Below are 25,690 nucleotides of genomic sequence, written 5' to 3'. Positions count from 1 at the left end.
AGGAACCCTCGATGAAACCCGCGCTCAACCTCGCCCTCGGAGCTTCGCTCGCCGCCCTCGCCGCCGCGGGGCTCGCGTCGCCGGCCGCCGCCCAGGGCGTGACCGTGTCGATCTCGTGCGGCGCCGTCGGGCAGGAACTCGAGATCTGCCGCCAGGGCGCCCAGGCCTGGGCGGAGGAGACCGGCAACACCGTGAACGTGGTCTCGACGCCCAATTCCTCGACCGAGCGGCTCGCGCTCTACCAGCAGCTGCTCGCGGCGGGTGCGGGGGACATCGACGTCTTCCAGATCGACGTCATCTGGCCCGGCATCCTCGCGCAGCATTTCATCGATCTGTCCGAGCACATGGACGGGGCCGAGGCCGATCATTTCGAGGCGATCGTCGAGAACAACACCGTCGACGGGCGCCTCGTCGCCATGCCCTGGTTCACCGATGCCGGCCTCCTCTACTACCGCCGCGACCTGCTCGAGCGCCACGGCGCCTCCGTCCCGGAGACCTGGGAGGAGCTCACCGAGACGGCGCGCATGATCCAGGAGGCCGAGCGGGCGGACGGCAACGGCCAGATGTGGGGCTTCGTGTTCCAGGGGCGCGCCTACGAGGGTCTGACCTGCAACGCGCTCGAATGGGTCGACGCCTTCGGCGGCGGCACCATCGTCGATGGGGACGGCAACGTCACGATCAACAACCCGCAGGCGCTCGCCGCCTTCGAGCTCGCCGCGACCTGGGTCGGCTACATCGCGCCGGAAGGCGTCCTCAACTACGCCGAGGAGGAGGCGCGCGGCGTCTTCCAGTCGGGCAACGCGGTGTTCATGCGCAATTGGCCCTATGCCTGGGCGCTCGCCGAGGCGGAGGACAGCACGATTCGCGGCAATGTCGGCGTCGCCGCCCTGCCGCGCGGCGGCGAGGACGGTTCGAACACGGGCACGCTCGGCGGCTGGCAGCTCGCGGTGTCGCGCTATTCGGCCCATCCGGAGGTCGCGGCCGATCTCGTGCGCTTCCTCACGAGCCGCGAGGAGCAGAAGCGCCGCGCCATCGAGGGCGCCTACAACCCGACGATCGCCGCGCTCTACGAGGACGAGGACGTGCTCGCCGCGAACCCGTTCTTCGGCGATCTCTACGACACCTTCGTCAACGCCGTCGCGCGGCCCTCGCGCCAGACGGGCGAATCCTACAACCGCGTCTCGAACGAGTTCTGGAACGCGGCCCACGACGTCCTCGCCCGCCGCGCCGAGCCCGCCGCCGCCCTCCAGCGCCTCGAAGCGGACCTCAACCGCATGAGCCGCCGCGGCTGGTGATGGTTCATCCCTCCCCGGAGGGGAGGGTGGACGTTCGAGCGCAAGCGAGAACGGCCGGGTGGGGCCCGAGGTTCGCAGGACAAGCTCCACGCGACGGGCCCCACCCGACCTCGGTCGCTCCGCTCCCGAGGCCACCCTCCCCTCCGGGGAGGGATTTCGACCGCAAGAGGAGGTGCCGCTCATGGCGAGACCGGTTTCGAGCGAGCTGACGCGGGCGCGGGTGCGCTCGGCGTGGATCTTCCTCGCGCCGATGCTCCTCGTCCTCGCGCTGGTCGCCGGCTGGCCGCTCCTGCGGACGATCTATTTCAGCTTCACCGACGCCACGCTGACGAACCTCCAGAGCTATCGCTTCATCGGGTTCGACAACTTCCTCGAATATTACGACGGCGAGTGGTTCGGCCTGATGGCCGATCCGAACTGGTGGCGGGCGGTCTACAACACGATCTGGTTCACGGTCGTGTCGGTCTCGATCGAGCTCGTGCTCGGGATGATCATCGCGCTGACGCTGAACGCCGCCTTCCCCGGGCGCGGCATGTTGCGCGCCGCGATCCTGATCCCGTGGGCGATCCCCACCATCGTCTCGGCCAAGATGTGGGGCTGGATGCTGCACGACCAGTTCGGCGTCCTCAATTCCATCCTGATGGGCATCGGCATCATCTCGGCCCCCGTCGCCTGGACCGCCTCGCCCGAGACCGCGCTCTGGGCGGTCGTGATGGTGGACGTGTGGAAGACGACGCCGTTCATGGCGCTCCTCATCCTCGCCGCGCTGCAGATGCTCCCCTCCGATTGCTACGAGGCGGCGAAGGTCGACGGCATCCACCCGGTGAAGGTCTTCTTCAAGGTGACGCTGCCCCTGATCAAGCCCGCGCTGATGGTGGCGATCATCTTCCGCGCGCTCGACGCCTTGCGCATCTTCGATCTGATCTTCGTGCTCACCTCGAACGCGCGCGACACGATGTCGATGTCGGTCTATGCCCGCCAGCAGCTCGTCGATTTCCAGGACGTCGGCATGGGCTCGGCCGCCTCGACGCTGCTGTTCATGATCATCGCCTTCCTCGTCGTGATCACGATCATGGTCGGCCGCCTGCGATTGGGGGAGGACGCCCGATGAAAGCCTCGCTTCCGGCCAGGATCGGCTTCTGGCTGCTGATCGTCGCGATCGCGATCTTCGCGATCTTCCCCTTCTACTACGCGATCCTGTCCTCCTTCCGCTCGGGGCCGGCTCTGTTCTCGACGGCGATCTGGCCGGACGCGTTCGACCTGCGCAACTACGTCTCGGTCTTCCGCGACCAGCCCTTCGAGCGCAACATCCTCAACTCGGTCGTGGTCTCGGTCTCGGTCGTCGCTTTGTCCTTGTTCCTCGGCACGACGGCGGCCTATGCGCTCGGGCGCGTCGCCTTCCGGGGGAGGGGGCTTCTCCTCCTCACGATCCTGTCGGTCTCGATGTTCCCGCAGGTGGCGGTCCTGTCGGGCATGTTCGAGCTCGTGCGCGCGCTCGGCATCTACAATTCGCTCTGGGCGCTGATCCTCTCGAACATGATCCTCACCCTGCCCTTCACGGTCTGGGTGCTGACCACCTTCATGCGCGAATTGCCGCGCGAATTGGAGGAGGCGGCCTATGTCGACGGCGCGACGCCCTGGATCGTCGTGCGCCGCATCTTCCTGCCGCTGATGTGGCCGGCCATGGTGACGACGGGCCTCCTCGCCTTCATCGCGGCCTGGAACGAGTTCCTGTTCGCGCTCACCTTCACCTTGTCGCTCGAGCAGCGCACCGTGCCGGTGGCGATCGCGCTCCTGTCGGGCGCGACGCAATTCGAGCTGCCCTGGGGGAACATCATGGCGGCTTCCGTCATCGTCACGTTGCCGGTCGTCGTCCTGGTGCTGATCTTCCAGCGCCGGATCGTCTCCGGCCTCACCGCAGGCGCCGTCAAGGGATGAGCATGAGCGAAGCGAAACAGGCGATCGACACGGATTGGTGGCGCGGAGCGGTGATCTACCAGATCTACCCGCGCTCCTTCGCGGACATGAACGGGGACGGCATCGGCGATCTTGCCGGCATCACGGCGCATCTCGACCACGTCGCCGGGCTCGGCGCGGACGCGATCTGGATATCGCCTTTCTTCGTCTCGCCGATGGACGATTTCGGCTACGACGTCGCCGATTATCGCGACGTCGACCCGATCTTCGGGACGCTCGCCGATTTCGACGCGCTGCTCGCCCGCGCGCACGCGCTCGGCCTGAAGGTGATCATCGACCTCGTCCTCTCCCATTCCTCCGACCGCCATCCCTGGTTCGTCGAGAGCGGCTCCTCGCGTGACAATGCGAAGGCGGATTGGTACGTCTGGGCGGACCCGAAGCCCGACGGCACGCCGCCGAACAATTGGCTGTCGATCTTCGGCGGCGTCGCCTGGGAATGGGACACGCGCCGGCGGCAATATTACCTGCACAATTTCCTCGCCTCGCAGCCGGATCTCAACTTCCACAATCCGCAAGTCCAGGACGCGGTGCTCGACGTCGCCCGCTTCTGGCTCGACCGCGGGGTGGACGGCTTCCGGCTCGACACCGTGAACTTCTACTTCCACGACGCGCAATTGCGCGACAACCCTCCCCAGCCGCCCGAGCGCGACGTCGCCGGCATCACCCGCGTCAACCCCTTCGCCTTCCAGGACCACGTCTATTCGAAGACGCGGCCGGAGAACCTCGCCTTCCTCGAGCGCCTGCGCGCGCTCACCGACGCCTATCCCGGCGCGGTCCTCATGGGCGAGATCGGGCCCGATCGCGACGTCGACGGCACGACGGCTTCCTACACGCTCGGCGGCAAGCGGCTGCACATGGCCTATTCCTTCGAGCTCCTCGGCTACCATTTTTCGAGCGCGCATCTGCGCGCGGTGATCGAGCGGGTGGAGGGGACGATCGGCACCGGCTGGGCGGCCTTCGCCTTCGCCAATCACGACGTCGTGCGCCCGGTCACGCGCTGGGGCTTCGAGGATCGACCGGACGCGGCCGCCGCGCTCCTCGCGGCGCTCGTCACGACCTTGCGCGGCACGGCCTGCCTCTATCAGGGCGAGGAATTGGGGCTGAGCGAGGCGACGATCGCCTTCGAGGACCTGCAGGATCCCTATGGCCGCCGCTTCTGGCCCGATTATCGCGGCCGCGACGGTTGCCGCACGCCGATGCCCTGGCGCGCCGGCGCGGGCGAGGCGGGCTTCACGACAGGCCGCCCCTGGCTGCCGATCCCGCCCGAGCACCGCGCCCGCGCGCTGGACGTGCAGGAGAGCGTCCGCGGCTCGGCGCTCGAGCGCGTACGCGGCTTCCTCGCCTGGCGCCGGGGCGTGTCGGCATTCCGGGCCGGCGCGATCCGCTTCCTCGACGCCCCGGAGCCGCTCGTCGCCTTCGAGCGGGCGGAGGGGGCCGAGCGGGTTCTGTGCGTGTTCAATCTCGGGCGCGAGGAGAGGCGGATGTCGGCGCCCGAGGGGGCGGCGATGCTGGAGGGGCATGGTTTCGGCGGCAGGATCGAGGGGGGCGAGGTCGTGGTGCCGGGGGTGGACGCCGCCTTCCTGCGCCTTCCCTCCCCGTAGGGGAGGGGGGACACGGGAGCGTCAGCGAGCGTGGCCGGGTGGGGCCCGGGCGGAGATATCGCGGCAAGCGACGGGCCCCCCCCGACCCGTTCGCGGCGCTCCGGGGCCACCCTCCCCTCCGGGGAGGGATGATGGCGCAGAATCCCTCCCCGTAGGGGAGGGTGGACACGGGAGCGGTAGCGAGCGTGGCCGGGTGGGGCCCGGGTGGAGATCATCCTCCGCGCGTCGGGCCCCACCCGACCCCTTCGCTCCGCTCAGGGGCCACCCTCCCCTGCGGGGAGGGAGAACAACGGGAGGAGACCAATGGCGAGCGTCAGGCTCGAGGGGGTGCGCAAGCGCTTCGGATCGGTGGAGATCGTGCACGGCGTCGATCTCGACATCGCCGACGGGGAGTTCGTCGTCTTCGTCGGGCCGTCGGGCTGCGGGAAATCGACGCTCCTGCGCCTGATCGCCGGGCTCGAAGACATCTCGGCCGGCGATCTCCTCATCGGCGAGAAGCGCGTCAACGCGCTGCCGCCCAAGGAGCGCGGCATCGCGATGGTGTTCCAGTCCTACGCGCTCTACCCGCATATGAGCGTCTACGAGAACATGGCCTTCGGTCTCGAGCTCGCGCGCTCCTCGAAGGCCGAGATCGACGCGGCGGTGCGGCGCGCGGCCGACATCCTCGAACTCACCCCGCTCCTCGATCGCCTGCCCAAGCAGCTCTCCGGCGGGCAGCGCCAGCGCGTGGCGATCGGGCGCGCGATCGTGCGCGAGCCGAAGGTCTTCCTCTTCGACGAGCCGCTCTCCAATCTCGACGCCGCCTTGCGCGTGCAGATGCGCATCGAGATCGCCAAGCTCCACGAGAGCATGGGCGTGACGATGATCTACGTCACCCACGACCAGGTCGAGGCGATGACGCTCGCCGACAAGATCGTGGTGCTCAATGCCGGGCGCATCGAGCAGGTCGGCGCGCCGCTCGCGCTCTACCACCACCCCGAGAACCTGTTCGTGGCGGGCTTCATCGGGTCGCCGAAGATGAACGTCGTCGAGACGCGGGTCGCGGAGGTGTCGCCCGAGGGGGTCGCCGTCGATCTGCCGGGCGGCGGGCGGGTGGTGGCGCGGGTCGACCCGACGCGCGCGGCGGCGGGCGCCCCGGCGAGCCTCGGGATCAGGCCCGAGCATCTCACGCTCGGACCCGGCGAGGCGACCCTGACGGGGCGCGTCGAGGTCGTCGAGCAGCTCGGCGAGGCCTATCTCCTGCACGTGCGCCTGCCGGACCGCACCTTGATCACGGCGAAGCTGCCGGGCGATTCGCATCTGCGGGCGGGCGCGGAGGTCGCGCTCGGCGTCGACGGCGCGCTCTGTCACCTCTTCGACGCGGACGGCAAGGCCCTGCGGCGGCAGGCGAGCGCCGGCGCGAACGCGGCGGCCGCGCCGACGCTCACAGCGAGCTGACCTCGCCGATCGGAGGAAGGTCGAGTTCGGGAAGAAGCGGCTCCGCATCGCCGCCGGGGGCGGGCGCCGCTTCGGGACCGGGGCCGACGCCGACCTCCGGATTGAGGTCGCGCATCACGGCGAGGAAGTCGGCGAGCGTGTCGACGACCGCGAGCTCGCGCGCCACCTGCCGGAACTCGGCGCTCGCCACCGCGCCCGCGTCCGAGAGCACGGCGAAGGCGAAGGCGTCCTCGCTGCGGCTCATCTTCTCGGCGAACTTGGCGCGCAGGCGGTCGAGGGCGAGCGCGTCCTCGTCGAGCGCGTAGGAGAGGGCGGCGCGCAGGACGTCGCGGCGCTCGCGCGGGGAAAGGTCGCGGTCCTCGCGCCAGCTCGTGCCGGCGAGCGCCTCGTGCGCCTCGCCCGCCTCGCGCCAGCGCCGCCCCGTCCAGAGGATGTCCGCGCGCAGCCGATCGACCTCCGGGCCGCTCTCCTCGGCGATCACCTCGAGCGCGAGATCGGTGCGCGAGAGGTCGGAGAGAGCGCGCGCCTCGATGAGCCCGCGGGCGCGCCGCACGGCGTTCGGCAATTCGGCGAGGCGCGTCGCGGTGAGCAGCTCGAGCGCCGCCATGGGCTTTGCGTCCAGCAGGTAGATCGTCGCGAGGCGGGCCGCGACCGCCGCGCGGCCGGCCCCGTCGAGGCGGTTCTCGACCTGGTGGCGCAACAGCTCGGAGGCCTTGTCGAGGAGGCCGAGCGAGACGAGGCGATCGGACAGACGGCGCACGATCTCGTCGCCGCGCCGGCCGATCGGCAGGAATTCCTTGAAGTCGAAGAACAGAGCCACCGCCTCGACCTCGCCGAGATCGGCGGCGCGATCGGCGAGGAAGAGGTCGTCGAAGACGCGCGCCGTCTCCTCGTGCAGGCCGAGCGTCACGGGATGATCGGGGAAGATCAGGTTCGCGGTGTGGGCGGCGAAGAAGGCCTCGCGCCAACGCCCGTCGGCGGCGTAGAGGCGGCCCAGCATGCCGAGCCCCTCGACCTCGATGTCGTCGCCGCGCCAGCTGACGGTGAGCTGCTCGAGCGCGCGAACGGCCTCTCCCGCGTCCATCGTGCCGTGCTCGAGCGAGAGCCGCACGCGGGCGAGTTCCGCTTCGGCGGCGACCGGGCGTGAGGCCTCGAGCGCGAGACGCGAGAGCGCCTGCAAGGCCTCCTCGGTGCGGCCGGCCCGCGCATCGGCGAGGGCATGCAGGAGCGCCGCCTCGTCGGCCGCGTACGAGCCGGGATGCAGGAGCCTGAGCGCGGCGAGCTGCGTCTGCGCGTAGGCCAGGTCGTTCATGGCGATGCCCGCGCGCACGGCCGCGAGCCGCAGCTTGCCCTGGAGGGTGTCGGCATAGGCGTCGAGCACCGCCTCGGCGCGGCGGAAGCCCGCGAGCGCGGGGGCGTGGCGCTTGCGCTGGAGATCCACGAAGGCCCGCCACAGCGCCGCCTCCGGGTCCTCCGCCAGCGTCGCGGCGCCGAAATGGGCCTCCGCCTCGGCGAATCGGTGCCGCTGCGTCGCGACGACGCCTTGCAGGAACGCGATTCGCGGATCCTCGCCGAGCGCGGGGTCCTCCTGCACGGCGAAGCCGAGCACGCCGGCCGCCTCGACGGCGAGGCCGTTGGCGAGGAGCGAGACCCCGAGATCGAGCCGCGCTCGGCTGCGCGCGTCGCGGGGCGCCTCGGTGATCGCGAGGATCGCCTCCCGATAGGCGGCGAGCGGCGAGCCGCGCTGCGCTGCCTCCCACGCGTCGCGCGCGAGGACGAGACGCTCGGGCGCGATCTGCGCGCCCGCCGCATCGCGTCCGGGCACGCCGATCGCGAGCCCGCTGCCGCGGCCGATCACGACGCCGTCGAGATCGACGCGCACCACGACGTCGTCGGCGAGCGCGGCGACGACGAGGCCGTGCGCGGTCGGCGGAAGAGCGAATTCGGCGAAGCGGCGGCTCGTCGCCATGGTGCGGGCGGGCGCCGTCGCCGTGACGACCGCCAGCCGCTCGCCGCCCGCGACCGGGTTGATCCAGTGCACGCCGGACGCGCCCTCGAGCGGCACCTTGAGCGCGGTGCGGCCGTTCTCGTCGACGATCGGGTGCGCCTCGAGCGGCTCCGGCGCGCCGGGCGAGACCTCGCCGATCGTGAGCGTCCAGCCGGCTTCGGCCGGGGCGAGCCGCACGACGCGCGGCTGCGGGAGCGCGAAGCGATAGGTGACGAAGGGGCCCTCGCGGGTGGTGCCGACGGGCCGCGCGACCTCGCGCGCGTCCTCGTCGAAGCGGGGCAGCTCGGGCGCCTCGTCACTCTGGAAGATCGCGAACAGCGTGTCGCCGCGCAGAAAGGCGGCCGCGGGGGGCTGGCGGGGGAAGGAGAGGGTGAGGCTCAGGCCCTCCTCGGCGAGGACGAGCGGCGAGATTTCGGCAGGGGCGGGGGTTGGCGCGGGGGCCGCGACGGCCGCCTGCGCGGCGGCGCGCCGAGGTTCCGGCGTGGGCCGATCCGGCGCGGGCCGATCCGGCGCGGGCCGATCTTGGGCGGGCTCGGGTGCGGTCGCGACGGCCTCGGTCGGCGGCTCGGGCTCCTCGGTCTCTTCGGGCTCCTCGGGGGCCGCGGTCGCGCCGGCGAGCCCGGCGCCGCCCATCAGAGGCGGGAAGGGGAAGAGATCGAGCGCCGCGCGGATCGGGTCCCGCGGCGACGCCTGCGCCTCGGCCTCCGCCTCCTCGGCACCCTCGGGCGCGGGGGTCTCGATGTCGACGACGAGGGTACCCTCCTCGCGGAAGCGGCGGGCGCTGTGGCCCTCGGCGAGGGTCAGGCGCAGGAACAGCGCGTCGGCGGCGGCGTCCGTCTCGACGCGCGCGATGCCGGGCACGGTGGCGAGCGGGCGCTCGGATTGCAGGCGCAGCCGGCCCGCGAAGCGCAGCGACAGCGCGCCGTCGTCCTCCTCGCGGGTCTCGATCGCGGCGCCCTCCGGCGGCTCGAAGATCAGCCGCGCGAGCCCCGGCAATTCGGCGACGCTCACCCGCAGAGGCGCCGTCGTCTCCGCGCGGGCGGCGCGCTCGGCCTCGAACCGCGCCTCGGCCTCGCGGGCGCGCCGCGCGAGCGCGGCGACGACGTCGGTCGGAAGGCTCGGGGGCAGGCCGACCCAGCGCTCCGGCAGGAGGTCGACGAAGGAGGTCTCGCCCGCCTGCAGCACGCTCGGGCGGAAATTCTGGGTGAGCGCGAAGCGCAGGCCCGTGCCGTCCGGATCGCGGCGTACCACGGAGACGTAGCCGGGCAATTGTTCGGCGATCCGCTCCTCGCGGATGCGCACCGGCCGATCGAAGCGGATCACGAGGACCCCGTTCGACGCCTGAGCGGCGACGGTGACGTCCGCGTCGAACTCGAAGCGCAGCCGCCCGAAACCCGCTTCCGCGCTCGCGCGGACGACGACCTCGGCCGGCCGCGCCGCCTCCTGCGCGAGGGCTGCGCGCGGCGCGAGAGCGGGAAGCGCGAGCGGGACCGCGAGCGCGAGCGCGAGCCGCGCCGCAATCGCGCGCGCCGCCGCCTTCCCGCCTCTCGCCCCCCGATCCCGAACCGACACGCCACCGACCCGCGAGCATCCGCCGTCCGCCCCGACGACCACCCCTTCATAGGGCGCCCGCGGTTAACGGGCGCTTTTTGCGGGCACGCGAAACGTCCGATCGCCGCGCGCGGGGTCGGACGTCGTGAAGTTTCCTCCCACCCGTCGTTCAGGGCTCGCTTCGCGCCCCGGAATGGCGGCGTCGAGGTACGACCGAGAGGAGCGCCAACGAACCCTCAGCGGCGGGGGGCGGCGGCGGCGATGGCGAGGAAATCGTCGGCGACGAGGCTCGCGCCTCCGACGAGAGCGCCGTCGACATTCGGCAGGGCGAGGATCTCGGCGGCGTTGCCGGGCTTGACCGAGCCGCCGTAGAGGATGCGGATGCCCGCCGCGTCCTCCGCGCTCCCGGCGCGCGCGGCGAGCGTCTCGCGCACGAGCGCGTGCACCTCGACGATATCCGCCGTCGTGGGCACGAGGCCGGTGCCGATCGCCCAGACCGGCTCGTAGGCGATCACGGTGTCGTGCGCGCGCGCGCCCGCCGGCAGCGAGCCGAGGAGCTGGCCGCGCACGACCTCGAGCGCGCGCCCGGCGTCGCGTTCGGCGCGGGTCTCGCCGACGCACACGATCGCGGTGAGCCCCGCCCGGCGCGCGGCCTCGACCTTCGCCGCGACGATCGCGTCGCTCTCACCGTGATCGGCGCGCCGCTCGGAATGGCCGAGGATGACGTGGTCGGCGCCGGCATCGGCGAGCATCTCCGCGGAGACGTCTCCCGTATGCGCGCCCGAGCCCTTCGCGTGGCAATCCTGGCCGCCGATGCGCACGCTCGTGTCGGCGAGCGCCTGCGCCATCGCGGCCACGAGGGTCGCGGGCGGGCAGATCACGATGTCGAGCCGGTCCGCCATACCCTCGGCCCCCGCCGCGATCGCCTCGGCGACGGGAAGCGAGGAATGCAGGCCGTTCATCTTCCAATTGCCGGCGACGAGGGGGCGCGGAGCGGGCATCGGCTTCTCCTGACGATGGCTGATCGAGGATGCAGGGTCTAGCAGAGGCGGGCGCCCCGCGGCAAATCGCGGCCTGCGTGACCGAGTGCGCGCTTGCCGTGCGGCGCGCGTGTCGTTAAGTGCGAGACGATATCCGCGCCTTTCGCCCGAGACGAACGGAAGCCCATGCTCCAGAACCTGAGAAACACCGGCAAGACCTGGGTCGGCAAGGTCCTCGCGGCCGTGCTGTTCACGCTGCTCATCCTCTCCTTCGCGGTCTGGGGGATCGGCGACATCTTCCGGGGCGGCGCGTCGCAGACGGTGGCGCAGGTCGGCGAGACGCGCATCGACGCGGGCCAGGCGCGCGACGCCTATACCCGCGAGCTGCGCCAGCTCTCGGCCCAGTTCGGGACGGTGATCACGCCCGAGCAGGCGCGGATGTTCGGCCTCGACCGGCAGGTGCTCGGGCGCCTCGTGACGGAGGCCGTGCTCGACGAGCGCGCCCGTCAGCTCGGGCTGCGCGTGGGCGAGACGCTCGTCGCCCGCTCGATCGTCGAGGACCCCTCCTTCCAGGCGAACGGCTCCTTCGACCGCAACGCCTTCCAGCGCTACCTCTCCTTCGTCGGCCTGTCCGAGCAGGGCTTCGTCGCCCAACAGCGCGCCCAGCTCGCCCGCTCGCAGGTGGTCGACGCCGTGATCGCCGAGATCGACGCGCCGATCGCGGCGCAGGAGGCGGTCCACCGCTACGGCGCCGAGCGCCGGACCGCGCGCTACCTCCTCCTGCCCGAGACGCTCGCGGGCGAGGTCGCGCCGCCCGAGGAGGCCGCGCTCGAGGCTTTCTTCGCCGAGCGCCGCAGCCAGTGGCGCGCGCCGGAATACCGCGCCTTCGAGATGATCGCGCTCACCCCCGAGGCGATCGCCGACCCCGCCGCGATCGCCGACGCCGCCGCTCGCCAGCGCTACCAGCAGGTGGCGGAGACGCGCTTCGGCTCGCCCGAGCGTCGGCGCGTGCAGCGCATCCCCTTCGCGAACGCTGCCGACGCCGCCGCGGCCCAGGCGCGCCTCGCGAGCCAGGAGACCTCGTTCGAGGCGCTCGCCGTCGAGCGCGGCGTCACCGACGACGTCCTCGATCTCGGCCTCCTGTCGCGCGGCGAGATCGTCGATCCCGCGATCGCCGAGGCCGCCTTCGCGCTCGACATCGGCCCGGTCGCCGGCCCGGTCGAGGGCCGGTTCGGCTCGGCGCTCGTGCGGGTGACGGAGATCCAGCCCGCCGTGGTGCGCCCGTTCGAGGAGGTCGAGGCCGAGATCCGCGCCGAGATCGCCCGCGAGGAGGCGCAGGCGCGCATCCGCACGCTCTACGACGCGATCGAGGACCAGCGCGCCGGCGCGCGTCCGCTGACCGAGATCGCTTCCGAATTCGGCGTGCCCTTCGCGCGCATCGAGGGCGTCGACCGCCAGGGCCGCGGCCTCGCCGGCCAGCCGCTCGACCTGCCGGGCGGCAACGATCTCCTCGGCGCCGTCTTCGAGAGCGATATCGGCGTCGACGATCGCGCCGTGCGCACCGAGGAGGGCGGCTACGTCTGGTTCGCGCTCACCGACATCGCGCCCGCCCGCGAGCGCAGCCTCGACGAGGTGCGCGAGGAGGTCGTCGCCGCCTGGCGCGCCGATCAGGTCGCGCAGCGCCTCGACGAGATCGCCCGCGGCTTCGTCCAGCGCATCGAGGCGGGCGAGAGCCTCGAGGCGATCGGCGCCGAGACCGGCCTCCAGGTCGCCGCGGCCCAGGGGCTCGCCCGCGGCCAGGCGGCGGCGCCCCTGCCCGAGACCGCCGTCGCGCGCGTCTTCGCCGCCCCGATCGGCTCGGCCGCGACGGCGCCCGTCGACGCGACCCGCCGCGTCGTCTTCGTCGTCGACGGCGCCAGCGCCCCGCCCTTCCTGACCACGACCCCGCAGGCCGAGATGATCGGCGCGCGCGTCGCGGCCGAGCTCGCGCAGGACATCATCGAGCAATATCTCGCCGCGCTGCAGGCCGAGATGGGCGTGCGCATCGACGAGGAGGCCTTCCGCGCCGCGGTGGGAGGCGCCTTCTGATGGACGCGCGCGCCGAGGACGCCGAGCGCGAGCGCGTGCTCGCGGCCTACGGGGCGGGACGACCGTCGCTCGTGCGCGCGCGCCTCGTCGCCGACCTGGAGACGCCGGTCGCGGCCTTCCTGAAGCTGCGCGAGGGGCGGGCGGGCGCCGCCTTCCTGCTCGAATCGGTGGAGGGCGGCGCGACCCGCGGCCGCTATTCCATGATCGGGCTCGAGCCCGATCTCGTCTGGCGCTGCCTGGACGGGCGCGCCGCGATCGACCGGGCGGCGCTCGACGGCGTCGGCGCCTTCGAGGAGGAGGCCGCGCCGCCCCTGGAGAGCCTGCGGGCGCTCGTCGCCGAGAGCCGCATCCCCCTCGACGAGGAGGAAGCGCGCGACCTGCCGCCGATGGCGGCGGGGCTGTTCGGCTATCTCGGCTACGACATGGTCCGCGAAATGGAGCGGCTGCCGAACGTCAATCCGGACGTGCTGGGCGTGCCGGACGCGATCCTCGTGCGCCCCACGGTCATGGTGGTCTTCGACGCCGTGCGCGACGAGATCCAGCTCGTCGCCCCCGTGCGCCCGCGACCCGGCGTTTCGGCCCTCGCCGCCTACGAGACGGCGCGCGCGCGCATCGAGAGCGTGATCGACGCGCTGGAGCGCCCGCTGCCGGCCGAAGCGCGCCTCGACGCGACCGCCGCCCCGATCGCGATCGAGCCCGTCTCGAACACGCCCGCGGACGAATACGAGGCGATGGTGGAGCGGGCGAAGGAGCACATCCGCGCGGGCGACGCCTTCCAGATCGTGCTCTCGCAGCGCTTCGACGCCGATTTCCCGCTGCCGGCCATCGCGCTCTACCGGGCTCTGCGGCGCGTCAACCCGGCGCCGTTCCTGTGCTATCTCGATTTCGAGCGCTTCCAGATCGTCTGTTCGAGCCCCGAGATCCTGGTGCGGGTGCGCGGCGGCGAGGTGACGGTGCGTCCGATCGCCGGCACCCGCCCGCGCGGCGCGACCCCGCAGGAGGATCGCCGCCACGCCGAGGAGCTCCTCGCCGACCCGAAGGAGCGCGCCGAGCATCTGATGCTCGTCGATCTCGGGCGCAACGACGTCGGGCGCGTGGCGGAATACGGCTCGGTGCGGGTGACGGACAGCTTCTTCCTGGAATATTACAGCCAGGTGATGCACATCGTCTCGAACGTGACGGGCCGCCTCTCGGCCCGCCACGACGCGCTCGACGCCCTCGTCGCGGGCTTTCCGGCGGGCACGGTGTCGGGCGCGCCGAAGGTGCGGGCGATGGAGATCATCGACGATCTCGAGCGGCACAAGCGCGGGCCCTATGCCGGCTGCATCGGCTATTTCGGCATCGACGGCGAGATGGACACCTGCATCGTGCTGCGCACGGCGCTCGTGAAGGACGGCCGCATGCACGTCCAGGCCGGCGCCGGCATCGTCTACGATTCGGTGCCCGCCTCCGAGCGGATGGAATGCGTGAACAAGGCCAAGGCGCTCTTCCGCGCCGCCGAGGAGGCCGTCCGCTTCGCGAGCCGCGCCCGCCGCGGCCAATGAAGCGCCCCCGTCCCTTCCCGTAGGGGAGGGTGGCCCCTGGAGCGTCAGCGACAGGGGTCGGGTGGGGCACGACGCTCGCAGGCTAGCCACCACCCGGGCCCCACCCGACCTCTCCTGTCGGGCCAAGAAGTGCACGCGTCGTCCTCGCTGCACGCACAGGGCGTCGATGCCCCAGCCCCTCGCCTTTCTGTTGGCAAAACGGCTGAGCTTCGGCATGATGCCTCGCAGGCGCAAGCGTTGCGAGGCATCTGTGTCCGTGGATCTCTCGAAAAAATCTTCGAAGTGGCATCGCGCGGCCGTTCGCAGCCAGGGCGTGCGCAGACTTCCGCATGCCGGACCGGGCGGTCTCGACGTCAACTTCTGCAAGAACCCGCGGTGTCACCAGTTCGCAGCGGCGCCGGCCCCGTTCATTCACGTCGGTCGAAAAAAGCGTCCCGGACCGCAGCACACGGTCCAGAACACGCCGCCGACGCTCATATGCGGGGCGTGCAGGAAGAGCAGCGTCATCAAAAACAATATCGCGATCGAGGAGGAGCTGCAACGCCTACTCGATCGACATATTAGAACACAACACGAACATTCTTGCCGGAATCGGTCATGCGAGAACTTCGCCAGGCCAGCATCGCTGCATCCCGGTGAGTATCAAGGCTACGGTCGGACGAGCACGGTCGTCCCCCGCTTCATGTGCAAGCGATGCCGCAAAACCTTCTCTGTCGGCTCGCCCATTCGCCGTCAGCTGCGGTCGCACGAGAACGCGACTGTGTTCAGCCTGCTGATGAACAAGAGCCCACTCTCGCGGATCGCCGAGATCACGGGCCTGTCGTTCCAAACCATCTACGACAAGATCGACTTCATTCATCGACGGGTGATGCAGCTTCAGAGCGAGCGGGACCGCGAACTCGAGCAGCTGAGCCGTTCGCGCTGGATGGTCTGCACGGACAGACAGGACCTGACGATCAATTGGCCGAGCCGCACGCGACGCGCGACGATCCAGCTGGCGCAGGTCGCGACCGTGGAGCGAAGCAGCGGCTTCATCCTCGCGCTGCACAGCCAGTTCGACGCTCAAACCGACGCGGCGGCCTACGAGGCGCTCATGCAGGCCGCGGGCGATCTCGACGAGCCGCGGCGAGCATTCCGCACACATGGTCGGGTCTGGACCGAGGAGGACTACCGCTCCGTCCTGGCGCCTCAGGACGTGCGACGGCACGCGGCAGAGCAGCTGATCCGAGACGCTGTCGCGGCAGCCGAGGCAAGGCTGAACGCAAGCGGTGAAGGCACCGAGGACGAGACGGACATCGAGGCCGGCAAGGACGAGAACATCGGTCCGCACGAAGAGGACATGTTCGACGAGTGCCCGGCCACAGCGGGAGAGGCGGCCATCGACGCGCTGATCGACGACTTCTATCGATCTCCGGACGAGGAGTTCCCGTTCGACCCGGATCGGACGATCGACGGCGATACGATCTTCGCTGACGAGCCGCCACGGCCATGGCGCACGCCCTCCTTCCCGCAACAATCGGACGCCGGTGCCAAGGCCGCTCCCAACGCCGGTAGTGCGATCGCCGACCCGGAGGAAGCCGCCGACGCGATGGACGCCGATCGGCAGCTGCCCGCCCGAGGCTCGATGGTGCACATCGACATCCTCCAGTATGCCCATTTCCTCTACGTGCGGCGGCTCCTTGGGCCATCCATCGACAAGATAACCTTCTGCGTTGATAACGATGCGGGCCTGATCGCCGCCTGCGTCGCCGCTTCGGCAGACCTGTTCTCCAGCCGCGCGGCCGAGTGCGCGGTCGTCACGTTCCGGAAGGAGGCGACAATCGACGAGAAGCGGGCGGAGGTCGCCGAAGGCAAGGCCCTTCTCGATGTGCACTGCGCGGCCATGCCTCTGTTCCCACGCCTGATGGTCGCCGACCTCGTCTTCGGGAACGATCTGCGCCGCGGCATCGCCGCGACGGGCGCTGTCCAGGAGGGTTATCTGGGCGAGACCGACGTGCCGTATCCCTTCGTGAGCATGGCCGAGCCGGGGAAGAAGATTCGGCTGGTCGCCGGCGGGCTGACGATGGATTGGCCGCGGATCGCCAAGACCTACAGAAGGGCGTCGCTCCATCCGGTCGACCGCGTGTTCATGCTGTGCCGGCGTCGCATCAGCGGCTTCGAGCGCGGCTTCGCCAGCCCGAGACGTGGCAGGCGCATCTGGAACCAATACGCCTACTACGATCCGACACAGATCGAGAAGCTGGGCCAGATCTTCCGATTCTACTACAACTTCATGCTGCGCGGCGAGGACAAGAAGACCCCTGCAATGCGATTGGGGCTCGCGCGCGGTCAGGTCTACATGCGCGACGTGTTCGGCAATCGGTGATAGAGCGCGTCGGTTATCCGACGCGCCACTCTTAGCCGATGTCGTCGAGATCGAGAGCAGATCCCGACTTCAAGATATCGTAGATCAGGTTGTTCAGGATGCTCATCGCCTGCTTGTCCTTCTTGAGCAAGACCGCCGCGAGGGCGTTGTGAGATGTCATGGCGCGAACGACCGCGTTCTGGACCGCGCCGGGAAGGTTGCCCTTTATCGCCGTGTCCTTCGTGTTCTTCTGCACCTGCGCCATGACCACGCCGTTTTCGCCCGCGATCGCGGCTATCTGGTTCACGAAATGCGCCTGGTCGCGCAGCGGCGCAGCCTCTCCGAAGAGGCTATTGAGCTTCTCGATCAGCTCCTTGAGATAGACCGGAGTTCCACCCGGCTTCTTGGCGCCACCGCCGCTGACAGGGCGTAGCGACAAGTCTTCCGGTTCATCCTCGTCCGGCTGATCGGGCTGCTTCGGCGCCTCGGCCTTGATCGCGAAGCCCTTGAGGGCGAGCCCGGCGAGATCGACCTGCTCAGGCGCTACTCGGTCGAGGCGCTTGCCCAGCAGCCTGGCGAACACGGCGAAGTTCTCTAGCTCTGGGTCGCCGAGGTCGATCAGCTGCGCAATGTAGGCGTAGGTGCGCACGAAGGCGGCGAGCGAAGACTTGAATTCTGTCAGGACGCCGATCTGACCGGTGACCTGTTTCAGCTCATGATCGGCCGCCTTCATGGTGGCCTCGTCGCCGATCTGGCGCGCCTGTTCGTAGGTGTTCTCGATCTGGGCCGCGTGGGCTCGCAGAGCCTTCAGACGCTCGTTGTAGAGGTCCGTCGGCTCCTGGGTCGCGGCGAACATGCGGCGGTGCTGGGCGTCGCCGCCTGACAGGATGTCGCGCGCTGTGCCGAAGCGGGCCTTCTTGAACGCTTCCAGATGATCAGGCGCGTAGATGCCGGTGTTGTCCAGCCGCTCCTTGATCTCGTAAACCACGTTCAGGTCCTGCGCCTGCTCGACTACCGCGCCGGCGTCATAGCGTGCGAAGGCGGCCTGCACCGTCTTGGGGTCGTTCACGAAGTCGATGACGAAGGTCTGATCCTTGCCTGGCGCTGTGCGGTTCAGGCGCGAGAGGGTCTGAACGATCTCGACCTCGTTGGCGATCTTCTTGTCGATATACATCGCCACCAGCTTTGGCTGGTCGAAGCCGGTCTGGAACTTGTTCGCGACCAGCATCACCCGATACTCGGGCCGATCGAAGACGAAGCGCAGGTCGGTCCCGCCGGCGCCGCGGTTCATGTTCGCCTCGGTGAATTCCGCGTCCTCGTCCGTTACGAAGACATCGCCGGCAAGCTGCGGGTCGTCGGCGTGCATCACCTCGCGGCCGCTCAGCGAGCCTGAGAAGGCCACCAGCGCCCGGATGTCGCGGTATTGGGGGTTCGCCTCGACGAAGGCGTCGAAGGCCTTCTTGTAGCGCACGGCGGCGGCGCGCGAGCTGGTGACCACCATCGCCTTCGCCTTGCCGTCCAGCAGGTGCGCGACGTTGGCGGTGAAGTGCTCCATGATGAACTGCACCTTCTGGGTGACGTTCGTCGGATGCAGCGCCATCCACTTCGCCAGCGCCCGCTTGGCCGCGCGGCCATCGACACGCTTCTTGTCGACCAGGTCCTTCCCGAGGTTGAAGGCCGTCTTGTAGGGGACATAGCCCTTCAGAACGTCGAGGATGAAGCCCTCCTCGATCGCCTGGCGCATGGGATACTTGTGGAAGGATTGGGGCACGTTGTCGTCGCCCGCGGGCCGCGACGGGTCGGGCGCGCGGCCGAACAGCATCATGGTCGAATGCTTCGGCGTCGCGGTGAAGGCGAAGTGCGAGATGTTCTTCGGCCGGACGCGCGAGCGCTGGATCTCGGCCAGCAGCTCCTCGATCGTCATGCCCTCCATCGCGGTCTTCGACTTCATGGCCAGCGTCGCCTGAAGCTTCGAGGCGGCGGCGCCGGTCTGCGAAGCGTGCGCCTCGTCGATGATGACAGCGAAATTCTTGTCCTTCAGCGACGTCTCGGTGAGGATCGCCTCCATGGCGTAGGGGAAGGTCTGGATCGTCACGACGATGATTGACACGCCCTTCAACAGCGCCTCGGCGAGCTGCTCGCTCTTGGACTTCGCCGTCTTGTCGTTCCGGATCGCCGCGATCAGGCCGGGCCGATGGTCGAGCTGCTGCACCGCATCGCGCAGCTGACCGTCCAGGACGGTGCGGTCTGTCACGATGATCGCGGCGTTGAAGACGGGCGTGCCGTCGTCATGGCGAAGCTTAATCAGGTCGTGCGCCGTCCACGCGATGGTCGAGGTCTTGCCCGATCCCGCGCTGTGCTCGCACAGGTAGACCTGGCCGGGGCCGTTCGCCTTGGCGTCGGCGATCATTGCGTTCACGGCGTCCCATTGGTGGAAGCGCGGGAAGATCAGCGTCTCGCGCGTTGTCCAGTTGCCCTTCAGGTCCACTACGTCCTTCTTCTCGACATAGACGAAGCTGTGGAACACGCGCAGCCAGGCGTCGGGCTGGCAGACCTCCTCCCAGAAGTAAGCGACGGGGTATTCGCCGTCGGTGCGGGCCGGGTTTCCGGCGCGTCCGTCGCGGCCCTTGTTGAAGGGCAGGAAAAAGGTGTTCTCACCCGCCAGCTTCGTCGTCATCCAGATTTCGCTGTCGGACATGGCGAAATGAACGACGGCGCCGCGCTTAAAGGTCAGCAGCGGCTCCTTGCGGCGGGTGACGGGATCGACCGGCAGCCGATCGTTCATGTATTGCTCGCGCGCCGCGGCGGCTGACTGGGTGAAGTCGGTCTTGATCTCGACCGTGGCCACGGGCAGTCCGTTCAAGAACAGGCCCAGGTCGATCGCCAGCTCGCGCGTCGGATGGTATTTCAGCTGAGATACGACTCTTAGCCGATTTGCGGCGTAGCGCTTGATTACCGTCTTGTTGCGCTTGTCTTCGGGCGCGCCCTCGCTAATATCGATCTGGCCGCAGCCGGCAAGCTCGACGCCCTTGCGCAGGACATGGATGGTCCCGTGCTTCTCCAGCGCGGACTCCAGTCGGTCCATCAGTGCCACAGTGGCTTTGGCGCCGTGCAGGGCGACCAAACGCTCCCACTTCTCGGGTTGGGTGTCCTTCACCCAGCAGACCAGATCCTCGGGGTAGAGGGCGTGGTCGCGGTCGTAGCCCTCGGCGTCGCCCAGCAGCCAACCGCGCTCGACCAACCGCGCGACGACATAGTCCTCAAGATGCTTCTCGTGGTGCGCCTCGATCATGCTGCCGCCCTCACGTCGATCTTGCCGGTGACGGCGGCGGTGATCAGGGCAGCGCGCTTCTCCTTCAGAAGGGCGATGCTGCGCTCGGTGCGGGCGATGAGATTCGTCAAACGCTCGCCTTCTCGCTCAAGCCGCGCCACGATCTGTCGCTGTTCGAGAAGCGAGGGCAGGAACACCTTCGAAACGCGCAGATGCGGCCACTTGATCTGTCGTTGAATATCCCCCACGCTCATCGAAGCCAACATGAATTTGTCAACATACGGCCGAGACCGGAACATGAAGTTGGCAAACGTGGGATCGAGAAGATTGCGATCAAGCGCGAATACGAGATAAGCGGGACTGACGATCCCTCGGTGCAGTGAAACGCCGAGAGACCCACGCCACGCCTGCTGGTTATTCATCACGAGATCGCCAGGCTCGACGAGCTGGTACTTGTCGAGGCTTTCGGCCGGCTTGTGAACCAAGCCTCCGCCTTCAGAGTATGGGATCACGCCGCGGTCGAGGTAGACCGACAGCAGGCCCACATCAGGCATCCCCGAAATCGATTTCGCTGTGGCGACCCTCCAGAATGGATACGAGCGCCAAGAGGAACGCGGCTCGACTGAGCGGATGATATCGGCGTTGAGCTTGTCGCGAAGCAGCGCGATGAACCGCTCCTTCTTCTCGATCAGGGCGTCGATGCGCGCGGTCTCCCGGTCGAGGAAGCGGGCGATGGCGGTCTGTTCGTTGAGCGGGGGGACCGGAAGCGCCTGTTCGGCGAATTCGCGCCAGCGGAAGTCGGTCGAGCGCTCCCGGATGCCTTTTGAGAGACTCTCGATGAAACCCGACACGGCCATGGACCGAACCATCCGGGCGTAGAAGTCGGCGGAGATTCCGTCCCTCGGCGTGCAGCAGGAATAGACGGGGGTGCACTTCCCGTCGGAGTCGCTGACCCCGACGGCGCCGGCGAACGCATCCATGGCGTGGATCACCAGATCGCCACGGCGGACCCCCTGATAGCCGATCTCCTTGAGCGCGTTCGTGAAGCCGTCGGTTCGACGGTTCGCTCGCAGCGTGACCTTGCCGTCCCGGAAGGCCGTGACGATATCGTCCTCAGGCCGAACAGGACGCTTTTGAAGGTCGAACAGGAACTTGGCCCGGCGCACTTCCCAATGGGCGGGGATTTCCGGCGCCCATGGCAGCTCGGTTGTCTTCCGGCGCATTGGCGCATGGTGGATGTTCATTCCGTCACCTCCGCCAGAATGGCGGCGATCTCCGCCTCCACGGCCTTCAGCTCGGCGTCGATGTCATGCAGGTCGCGCGGCGGCTGGTATTCGTAGAAGTAGCGGTTGAAATTGATCTCGTAGCCCAAGACGCCGACCTGCTTGTCGGCCTCGTCCCGGAAGTCGGGGTCCACCCAGGCGTCGGATGCGTGCGGCAGCACTTCGCGGGCCATGTAGGCCTCGATGCTCTCGGTCAGGGGCACATTCTCGAAATCGGTTAGGTCGTCGTCGGCCACGATCATGCCGTCGTCGTCGCGCACCGGCTCAGCTTGCGGGTCGCGCACGCCGAAGGCTGCCGCCATGGCCTTGATTAGCGGCTTGCCCACCCGGCCCAGCCGGGCGTCGGCCTTGGCCGCGGCGCGCGCGAAGGCCTCGATCCACGGCGCCGGGTGCGTCTCGCCCATGCGTTCGGCGAAAAGTGCTCGCCACAGGCCCTGCTGCGTTGGCGTCAGCTTGGCCCAGGCCTTGTCGGCCTCCAGCGCCGCCAGCCCCGCCGGCGTGATCTCGATCCGCATGCGCAGCGGGCGCAGGACGCGGATGCGCCGATAGCCGAATTCGCGGTGGTCGAGGATCAGGCTCTGCTTCGTCGGCTCGAAGGCCGAATACTGGCTCACGATCTCGCGGATCTGGTCGGGGCTGATCTCGCGGCGCTTGTTGCCCTCGGCCTTGCGCATCGGCGTGAACATCGCCGTCGCGTCGATCAGCTGCACCTTGCCCTTGCGCGCCGCGGACTTGCGGTTCGAGACGACCCATATGTAGGTGCCGATGCCGGTGCGGAAGAATATCTCGGTCGGCAGGGCGATGATCGCCTCGACGAAGTCGCCCTCCAGCAGGTAGCGCCGGATCTCGGACTCGCCTTGGCCGGCGTTGCCGTTGAAGAGCGGCGAGCCCGAAAGGACGATCGCGCCGCGCCCGCCGCCCTTCTCAGGGCTCTCGAGCTTGGCGACAAGGTTCAGCAGAAACAGCATCGACCCGTCGCTGACGCGCGGCAGCTTTGGTCCGAAGCGCCCTTCGAACCGACGGCTCTCGTGCTCGCGCAGGACCGCCTCCTGGTCCTTGTTCCACGGCTTGCCGAACGGCGGGTTCGAGACGCAGTAGTGGAACCGCTCACCCGGGAACTGGTCGTTTGAGAGGGTGCTGCCGAGCTTGATGTTCTGCGACAGGTCGCGGCCGGGATCGGACTCGAGGGTCTTGAGCAGCATGCCGGCAAGACAGACGGCATGGGTCTCGGGCTCCAGCTCCTGCCCGTAGGGCACGATCACCGGCGCAATGGTATAGCGGTCGCGCAGGTTGTTCACGTGCTCCATGCCATCGGACAGGAAGCCGCCCGTCCCGCAGGTCTGGTCGTAGAGCGTCCGGATCAGGCCGGGCGTGCCGATAAACATGTCGTCGTCGGGGTCGAGCAGCAGCTCGATGGCCAGATGGACCACGTCGCGCGGCGTCATGAAGTCCTCGGCCGCCTCATTCACCTCGGCGCCGAAGCGGCGGATCAGGTGCTCGTAGACGTTACTCATGACCCGCTCGGGCACCGCCTCGGGGTGGAGGTCGATGGCCGCGAAGTTCTGGCAGATTCGATAAAGCACGCCCTGCTTGTCCATCTTCGCGATAGTGTTCGTGAAATCGAATTGCTCGAAGATCCGGCGCGCATTGTCGCTGAACCGGGCGATGTAGTCCTCTAGGTTCGCGCGGGTCTTGGTGCCGCCGAGGGTAGAAAGCGTATAGGTCGAGGTGTTGTAGAACGGATGGCCCGAGACCTGCCGCAGCACGATGTCCATGTCGATGCCCTGATCGGCCATTGCGGCGTTGGTCTGGTTCACCTGATCGCGCGTCGGCTCGAGCACGCACTCAAGGCGCCGCAGCAGGGTGAAGGGCAGGATGATCTTGCCGAAGTCCACATGCTTGAAGTCGCCCCAGAGGTCGTCGGCGTTCTTCCAGATGAAATCCGCGAGCGTGGTGTTCTTAGGGGATAAATCGTTCATGCAAGCCTCGGGTTGGCGATCGTTCCAAATGGCCTTGCCATCCTGATACATACGACCAGGGCGCGGGTCGACAGGGAATCGACCCGCGAGGCCTTTCACAAGATATTAGTCTGCCAGACCGCCGAGAGAAACGCCTGACGCGCGAAACCCGGACTCGTCTCCGTTCAGGCGCAACGCTTCGACTTGCGCTCCGTCGGCCTCCTGCCCCTTGGCACATGCGTGCTTCTCTTCCTGAGCCCCGAGACGCATGGTCGGCCTGCACTCGACCGGCATGCACGACCCGCGCTTCTGCCGACTTGATGGCCGGCAGACTCAGTAGTTATGCCCTGACCGGGGGAATGTGCAGAGTCTGGACGGGCGTCCTTGATTCGGTCGTCAGCCGTCCAGACCATCGGCAGTGGGTTTCACGGCGCCTGCATCTCAGGCTCAGTCTTCAATCGCCAACAGAAAGGCGAGGGGCTGGCGTCGATGCCGCGCCCTCTTTCCTTCCTTAGCTGATCGTTCGAATACCTTTTCCCACCCGTCATTCCGGGGCGCGAAGCGAGCCCGGAACCCAGATCCACCACGCTCGTTCGAGCGCGCATGCGCGCTCGCACCGCAATTCACGCAAATGAATAGGTCGAGGGACGCAGCCTACAGGCTGCTCATCCGATGTCGGGAGTCTGGGTTCCGGGCTCGCTTCGCGCCCCGGAATGACGGCTTTGGGGTACTCGGCGAAAGATCCACAAGCGCTGAGCCCGAGGGGACGGACAGCGGCGGCGTCTCGTGGAACAGAGTCGATCCGAGGGTCACGATGCGTGTCGTAGCCCTACAGGGAGGGAAGGGGCTTCCTATATCCCCTGCGTCATGCCGCTCTCCGCCACCGACATCCTGACGCTCACGCCCGAGGGCCTCTATTGCCCGCTCGGCGATTTCCACGTCGACCCGCTGCGCCCCGTGCCGCGCGCGCTCGTGACGCACGGCCATTCGGACCATGCCCGCGCGGGCCATCGCGCCGTGCTCGCGACGCCGGAGACGCTCGCGATCATGGCCGCGCGCTACGGCGAGGACTTCGCGGAGACCGCTCAGCAGGCGCGGCTCGGCGAGGCGATGCGGATCGGCGGCGTGGACGTGCGCTTCGTGCCCGCCGGCCACGTGCTCGGCTCGGCTCAGATCGTCATCGAGGCGGGCGGAACGCGGCTCGTCGTGTCGGGCGACTACAAGCGCGCGCGCGATCCGACCTGCGCGCCCTTCGAGCTCGTGCCCTGCGACGTCTTCATCACGGAGGCAACCTTCGGCCTGCCCGTCTTCCGCCATCCCGACGCCGCGGGCGAGGTCGACAAGCTCCTCGCCTCGCTGCGCACCTTCCCCGATCGCGCGCATCTCGTGGGCGCCTATTCGCTGGGGAAGGCGCAACGGGTGATGAAGCTCGTTCGCGAGGCGGGCTACGACGCGCCGATCTGGCTGCACGGCGCCATGGAGAAGCTCGTGGCGCTCTACGAGGATCTGGGGGTTCGTCTCGGCGAGGTCCGCAAGGTCGCTGCCGCCGATCGGCCCGGGCTCGCTGGCGCGATCGTGCTCTGCCCGCCCTCCGCCATCCAGGAGGTGTGGGCGCGCAAGTTCCCCGACCCCGTCGCCGCCTTCGCGTCGGGCTGGATGCGGGTGCGCGCCCGCGCCCGGCAGAAGGGCGTCGAACTGCCGATGGTGATCTCCGACCACGTCGACTGGCCCGACCTCACCCGCACCGTCGTCGAGACCGGCGCCGGCGAGGTCTGGGTGACGCACGGGGAGGCGGACGCGCTCGTGCATTGGTGCACGACGCGGGGGATTTCGGCACGGCCGCTGCATCTGTTGGGGTACGGGGACGAGGGGGAGGCGGCATGAAGCGCTTTTCTGCCCTCCTCGACCGCCTCGTCTACGAGCCGCGCCGCAACGCCAAGATCCGCCTCATCGCCGATTATCTGCGCACCACGCCCGATCCCGAGCGCGGATGGGCGCTCGCGGCGCTCACGGGGGGGCTCACCTTCCGCGAGGCGAAGGCGGGGCTCGTGCGGGGGCTGATCCAGGAGCGGACGGACCCGGTCCTGTTCGAGATGTCCTATTCCTATGTGGGGGATCTGGCGGAGACCGTCGCGCTGTTGTGGCCGCAAACATCCCTCCCCGGAGGGGAGGGTGGCCCCTGGAGCGCAGCGACAGGGGTCGGGTGGGGCCCGGGTGGTGACCCTTCTGCAAACCTCGGGCCCCACCCGACCTCCGTCGCTGACGCTCCGGAGGCCACCCGCCCCGCCGGGGGGGGGGTTGGGCGCGCCACCCACCCCGTGGGGGAGGGGGCACGTTCGGGGCGTGGGCGGGG

General features: G+C 69.1%; 14 protein-coding genes and 1 pseudogene. 10 read left to right on the top strand and 5 right to left on the bottom strand.

The features are described 5' to 3' along the window. The first annotated feature begins 11 nt into the window (after nucleotides 1-11). From ACK4UM_RS11410 to ACK4UM_RS11390, 5 genes are all read left to right on the top strand, one after another. Entirely contained in the window at nucleotides 12-1,295 is a 1,284-nt protein-coding gene (locus ACK4UM_RS11410; RefSeq protein ID WP_409798864.1) for an ABC transporter substrate-binding protein, read from the top strand. A 181-nt stretch (nucleotides 1,296-1,476) separates the two neighbouring features. Next, nucleotides 1,477-2,406 (top strand): carbohydrate ABC transporter permease, encoded by a 930-nt coding sequence (locus ACK4UM_RS11405; protein WP_409798862.1) that lies wholly within the window; start codon nucleotides 1,477-1,479, stop codon nucleotides 2,404-2,406. Beyond that, nucleotides 2,403-3,233 (top strand): carbohydrate ABC transporter permease, encoded by an 831-nt coding sequence (locus ACK4UM_RS11400; RefSeq protein ID WP_409798860.1) that lies wholly within the window; start codon nucleotides 2,403-2,405, stop codon nucleotides 3,231-3,233. The genes ACK4UM_RS11405 and ACK4UM_RS11400 overlap by 4 nt, the downstream gene beginning before the upstream one ends. A 2-nt stretch (nucleotides 3,234-3,235) precedes the next feature. Continuing rightward, nucleotides 3,236-4,873 carry an alpha-glucosidase gene (locus ACK4UM_RS11395; protein ID WP_409798859.1) on the top strand — a complete coding sequence of 546 codons (1,638 nt, stop codon included), beginning with the start codon at nucleotides 3,236-3,238 and terminating at the stop codon, nucleotides 4,871-4,873. A 303-nt stretch (nucleotides 4,874-5,176) separates the two neighbouring features. Continuing rightward, nucleotides 5,177-6,310 (top strand): ABC transporter ATP-binding protein, encoded by a 1,134-nt coding sequence (locus ACK4UM_RS11390; RefSeq protein ID WP_409798857.1) that lies wholly within the window; start codon nucleotides 5,177-5,179, stop codon nucleotides 6,308-6,310. Here ACK4UM_RS11390 and ACK4UM_RS11385 read toward each other — a convergent pair. Both ACK4UM_RS11385 and tpiA read right to left on the bottom strand, forming a co-directional pair. Next, complete coding sequence (locus ACK4UM_RS11385; RefSeq protein ID WP_409798855.1) at nucleotides 6,297-9,890, bottom strand: hypothetical protein; 3,594 nt, start codon at nucleotides 9,888-9,890, stop codon at nucleotides 6,297-6,299. The genes ACK4UM_RS11390 and ACK4UM_RS11385 overlap by 14 nt on opposite strands. Nucleotides 9,891-10,105: 215 nt before the next feature. Next, nucleotides 10,106-10,870, bottom strand: a complete 765-nt coding sequence (tpiA, locus tag ACK4UM_RS11380; RefSeq protein ID WP_409798853.1) for a triose-phosphate isomerase — start codon at nucleotides 10,868-10,870, stop codon at nucleotides 10,106-10,108. 165 nt (nucleotides 10,871-11,035) lie between these two features. Here tpiA and ACK4UM_RS11375 point away from each other — a divergent pair, with 165 nt between their 5' ends. The 3 genes from ACK4UM_RS11375 (at nucleotide 11,036) to ACK4UM_RS11365 (ending at nucleotide 16,846) form a co-directional block, all read left to right on the top strand. Continuing rightward, nucleotides 11,036-12,937 (top strand): SurA N-terminal domain-containing protein, encoded by a 1,902-nt coding sequence (locus ACK4UM_RS11375; protein ID WP_409798851.1) that lies wholly within the window; start codon nucleotides 11,036-11,038, stop codon nucleotides 12,935-12,937. Beyond that, the gene (gene trpE, locus ACK4UM_RS11370; RefSeq protein ID WP_409798849.1) at nucleotides 12,937-14,481 is read left to right on the top strand and encodes an anthranilate synthase component I; all 1,545 of its coding nucleotides are present in this window, start codon (nucleotides 12,937-12,939) and stop codon (nucleotides 14,479-14,481) included. The genes ACK4UM_RS11375 and trpE overlap by 1 nt, the downstream gene beginning before the upstream one ends. A 760-nt stretch (nucleotides 14,482-15,241) precedes the next feature. Next, nucleotides 15,242-16,846, top strand: coding sequence for a hypothetical protein (locus tag ACK4UM_RS11365; RefSeq protein ID WP_409798847.1), 1,605 nt, complete (start codon nucleotides 15,242-15,244; stop codon nucleotides 16,844-16,846). Nucleotides 16,847-16,877: 31 nt separating this feature from the next. Here the strand turns inward: ACK4UM_RS11365 and ACK4UM_RS11360 are convergent, their stop codons facing one another. Genes ACK4UM_RS11360 through ACK4UM_RS11350 form a run of 3 tightly spaced genes read right to left on the bottom strand, consistent with a single transcriptional unit; the run spans nucleotide 16,878 to nucleotide 23,358 of the window. Continuing rightward, a complete protein-coding gene (locus ACK4UM_RS11360) occupies nucleotides 16,878-20,117 on the bottom strand; it encodes a type I restriction endonuclease subunit R (RefSeq protein ID WP_409798845.1) in 3,240 nt (1,079 codons plus the stop codon). Further along, nucleotides 20,114-21,340, bottom strand: a complete 1,227-nt coding sequence (locus ACK4UM_RS11355) for a restriction endonuclease subunit S (RefSeq protein ID WP_409798843.1) — start codon at nucleotides 21,338-21,340, stop codon at nucleotides 20,114-20,116. Before ACK4UM_RS11355 ends, ACK4UM_RS11360 begins: the two co-directional genes overlap by 4 nt. Further along, nucleotides 21,337-23,358, bottom strand: coding sequence for an N-6 DNA methylase (locus ACK4UM_RS11350; protein ID WP_409798841.1), 2,022 nt, complete (start codon nucleotides 23,356-23,358; stop codon nucleotides 21,337-21,339). The genes ACK4UM_RS11355 and ACK4UM_RS11350 overlap by 4 nt, the downstream gene beginning before the upstream one ends. A gap of 846 nt (nucleotides 23,359-24,204) precedes the next feature. Here ACK4UM_RS11350 and ACK4UM_RS11345 point away from each other — a divergent pair. Continuing rightward, complete coding sequence (locus ACK4UM_RS11345; RefSeq protein ID WP_409798839.1) at nucleotides 24,205-25,221, top strand: ligase-associated DNA damage response exonuclease; 1,017 nt, start codon at nucleotides 24,205-24,207, stop codon at nucleotides 25,219-25,221. Next, nucleotides 25,218-25,690, top strand: a pseudogene (locus ACK4UM_RS11340) (ATP-dependent DNA ligase); the annotation flags it as partial. The gene ACK4UM_RS11345 and the pseudogene ACK4UM_RS11340, both read left to right, overlap by 4 nt.

It is taken from the genome of Salinarimonas sp. (genome assembly GCF_046292825.1).
In the GTDB taxonomy this organism is placed as follows: Bacteria; Pseudomonadota; Alphaproteobacteria; order Rhizobiales; family Beijerinckiaceae; genus Salinarimonas.
Note: the sequence above shows the minus strand (reverse complement) of the source record. Positions and strands in the feature narration are given on the sequence as shown.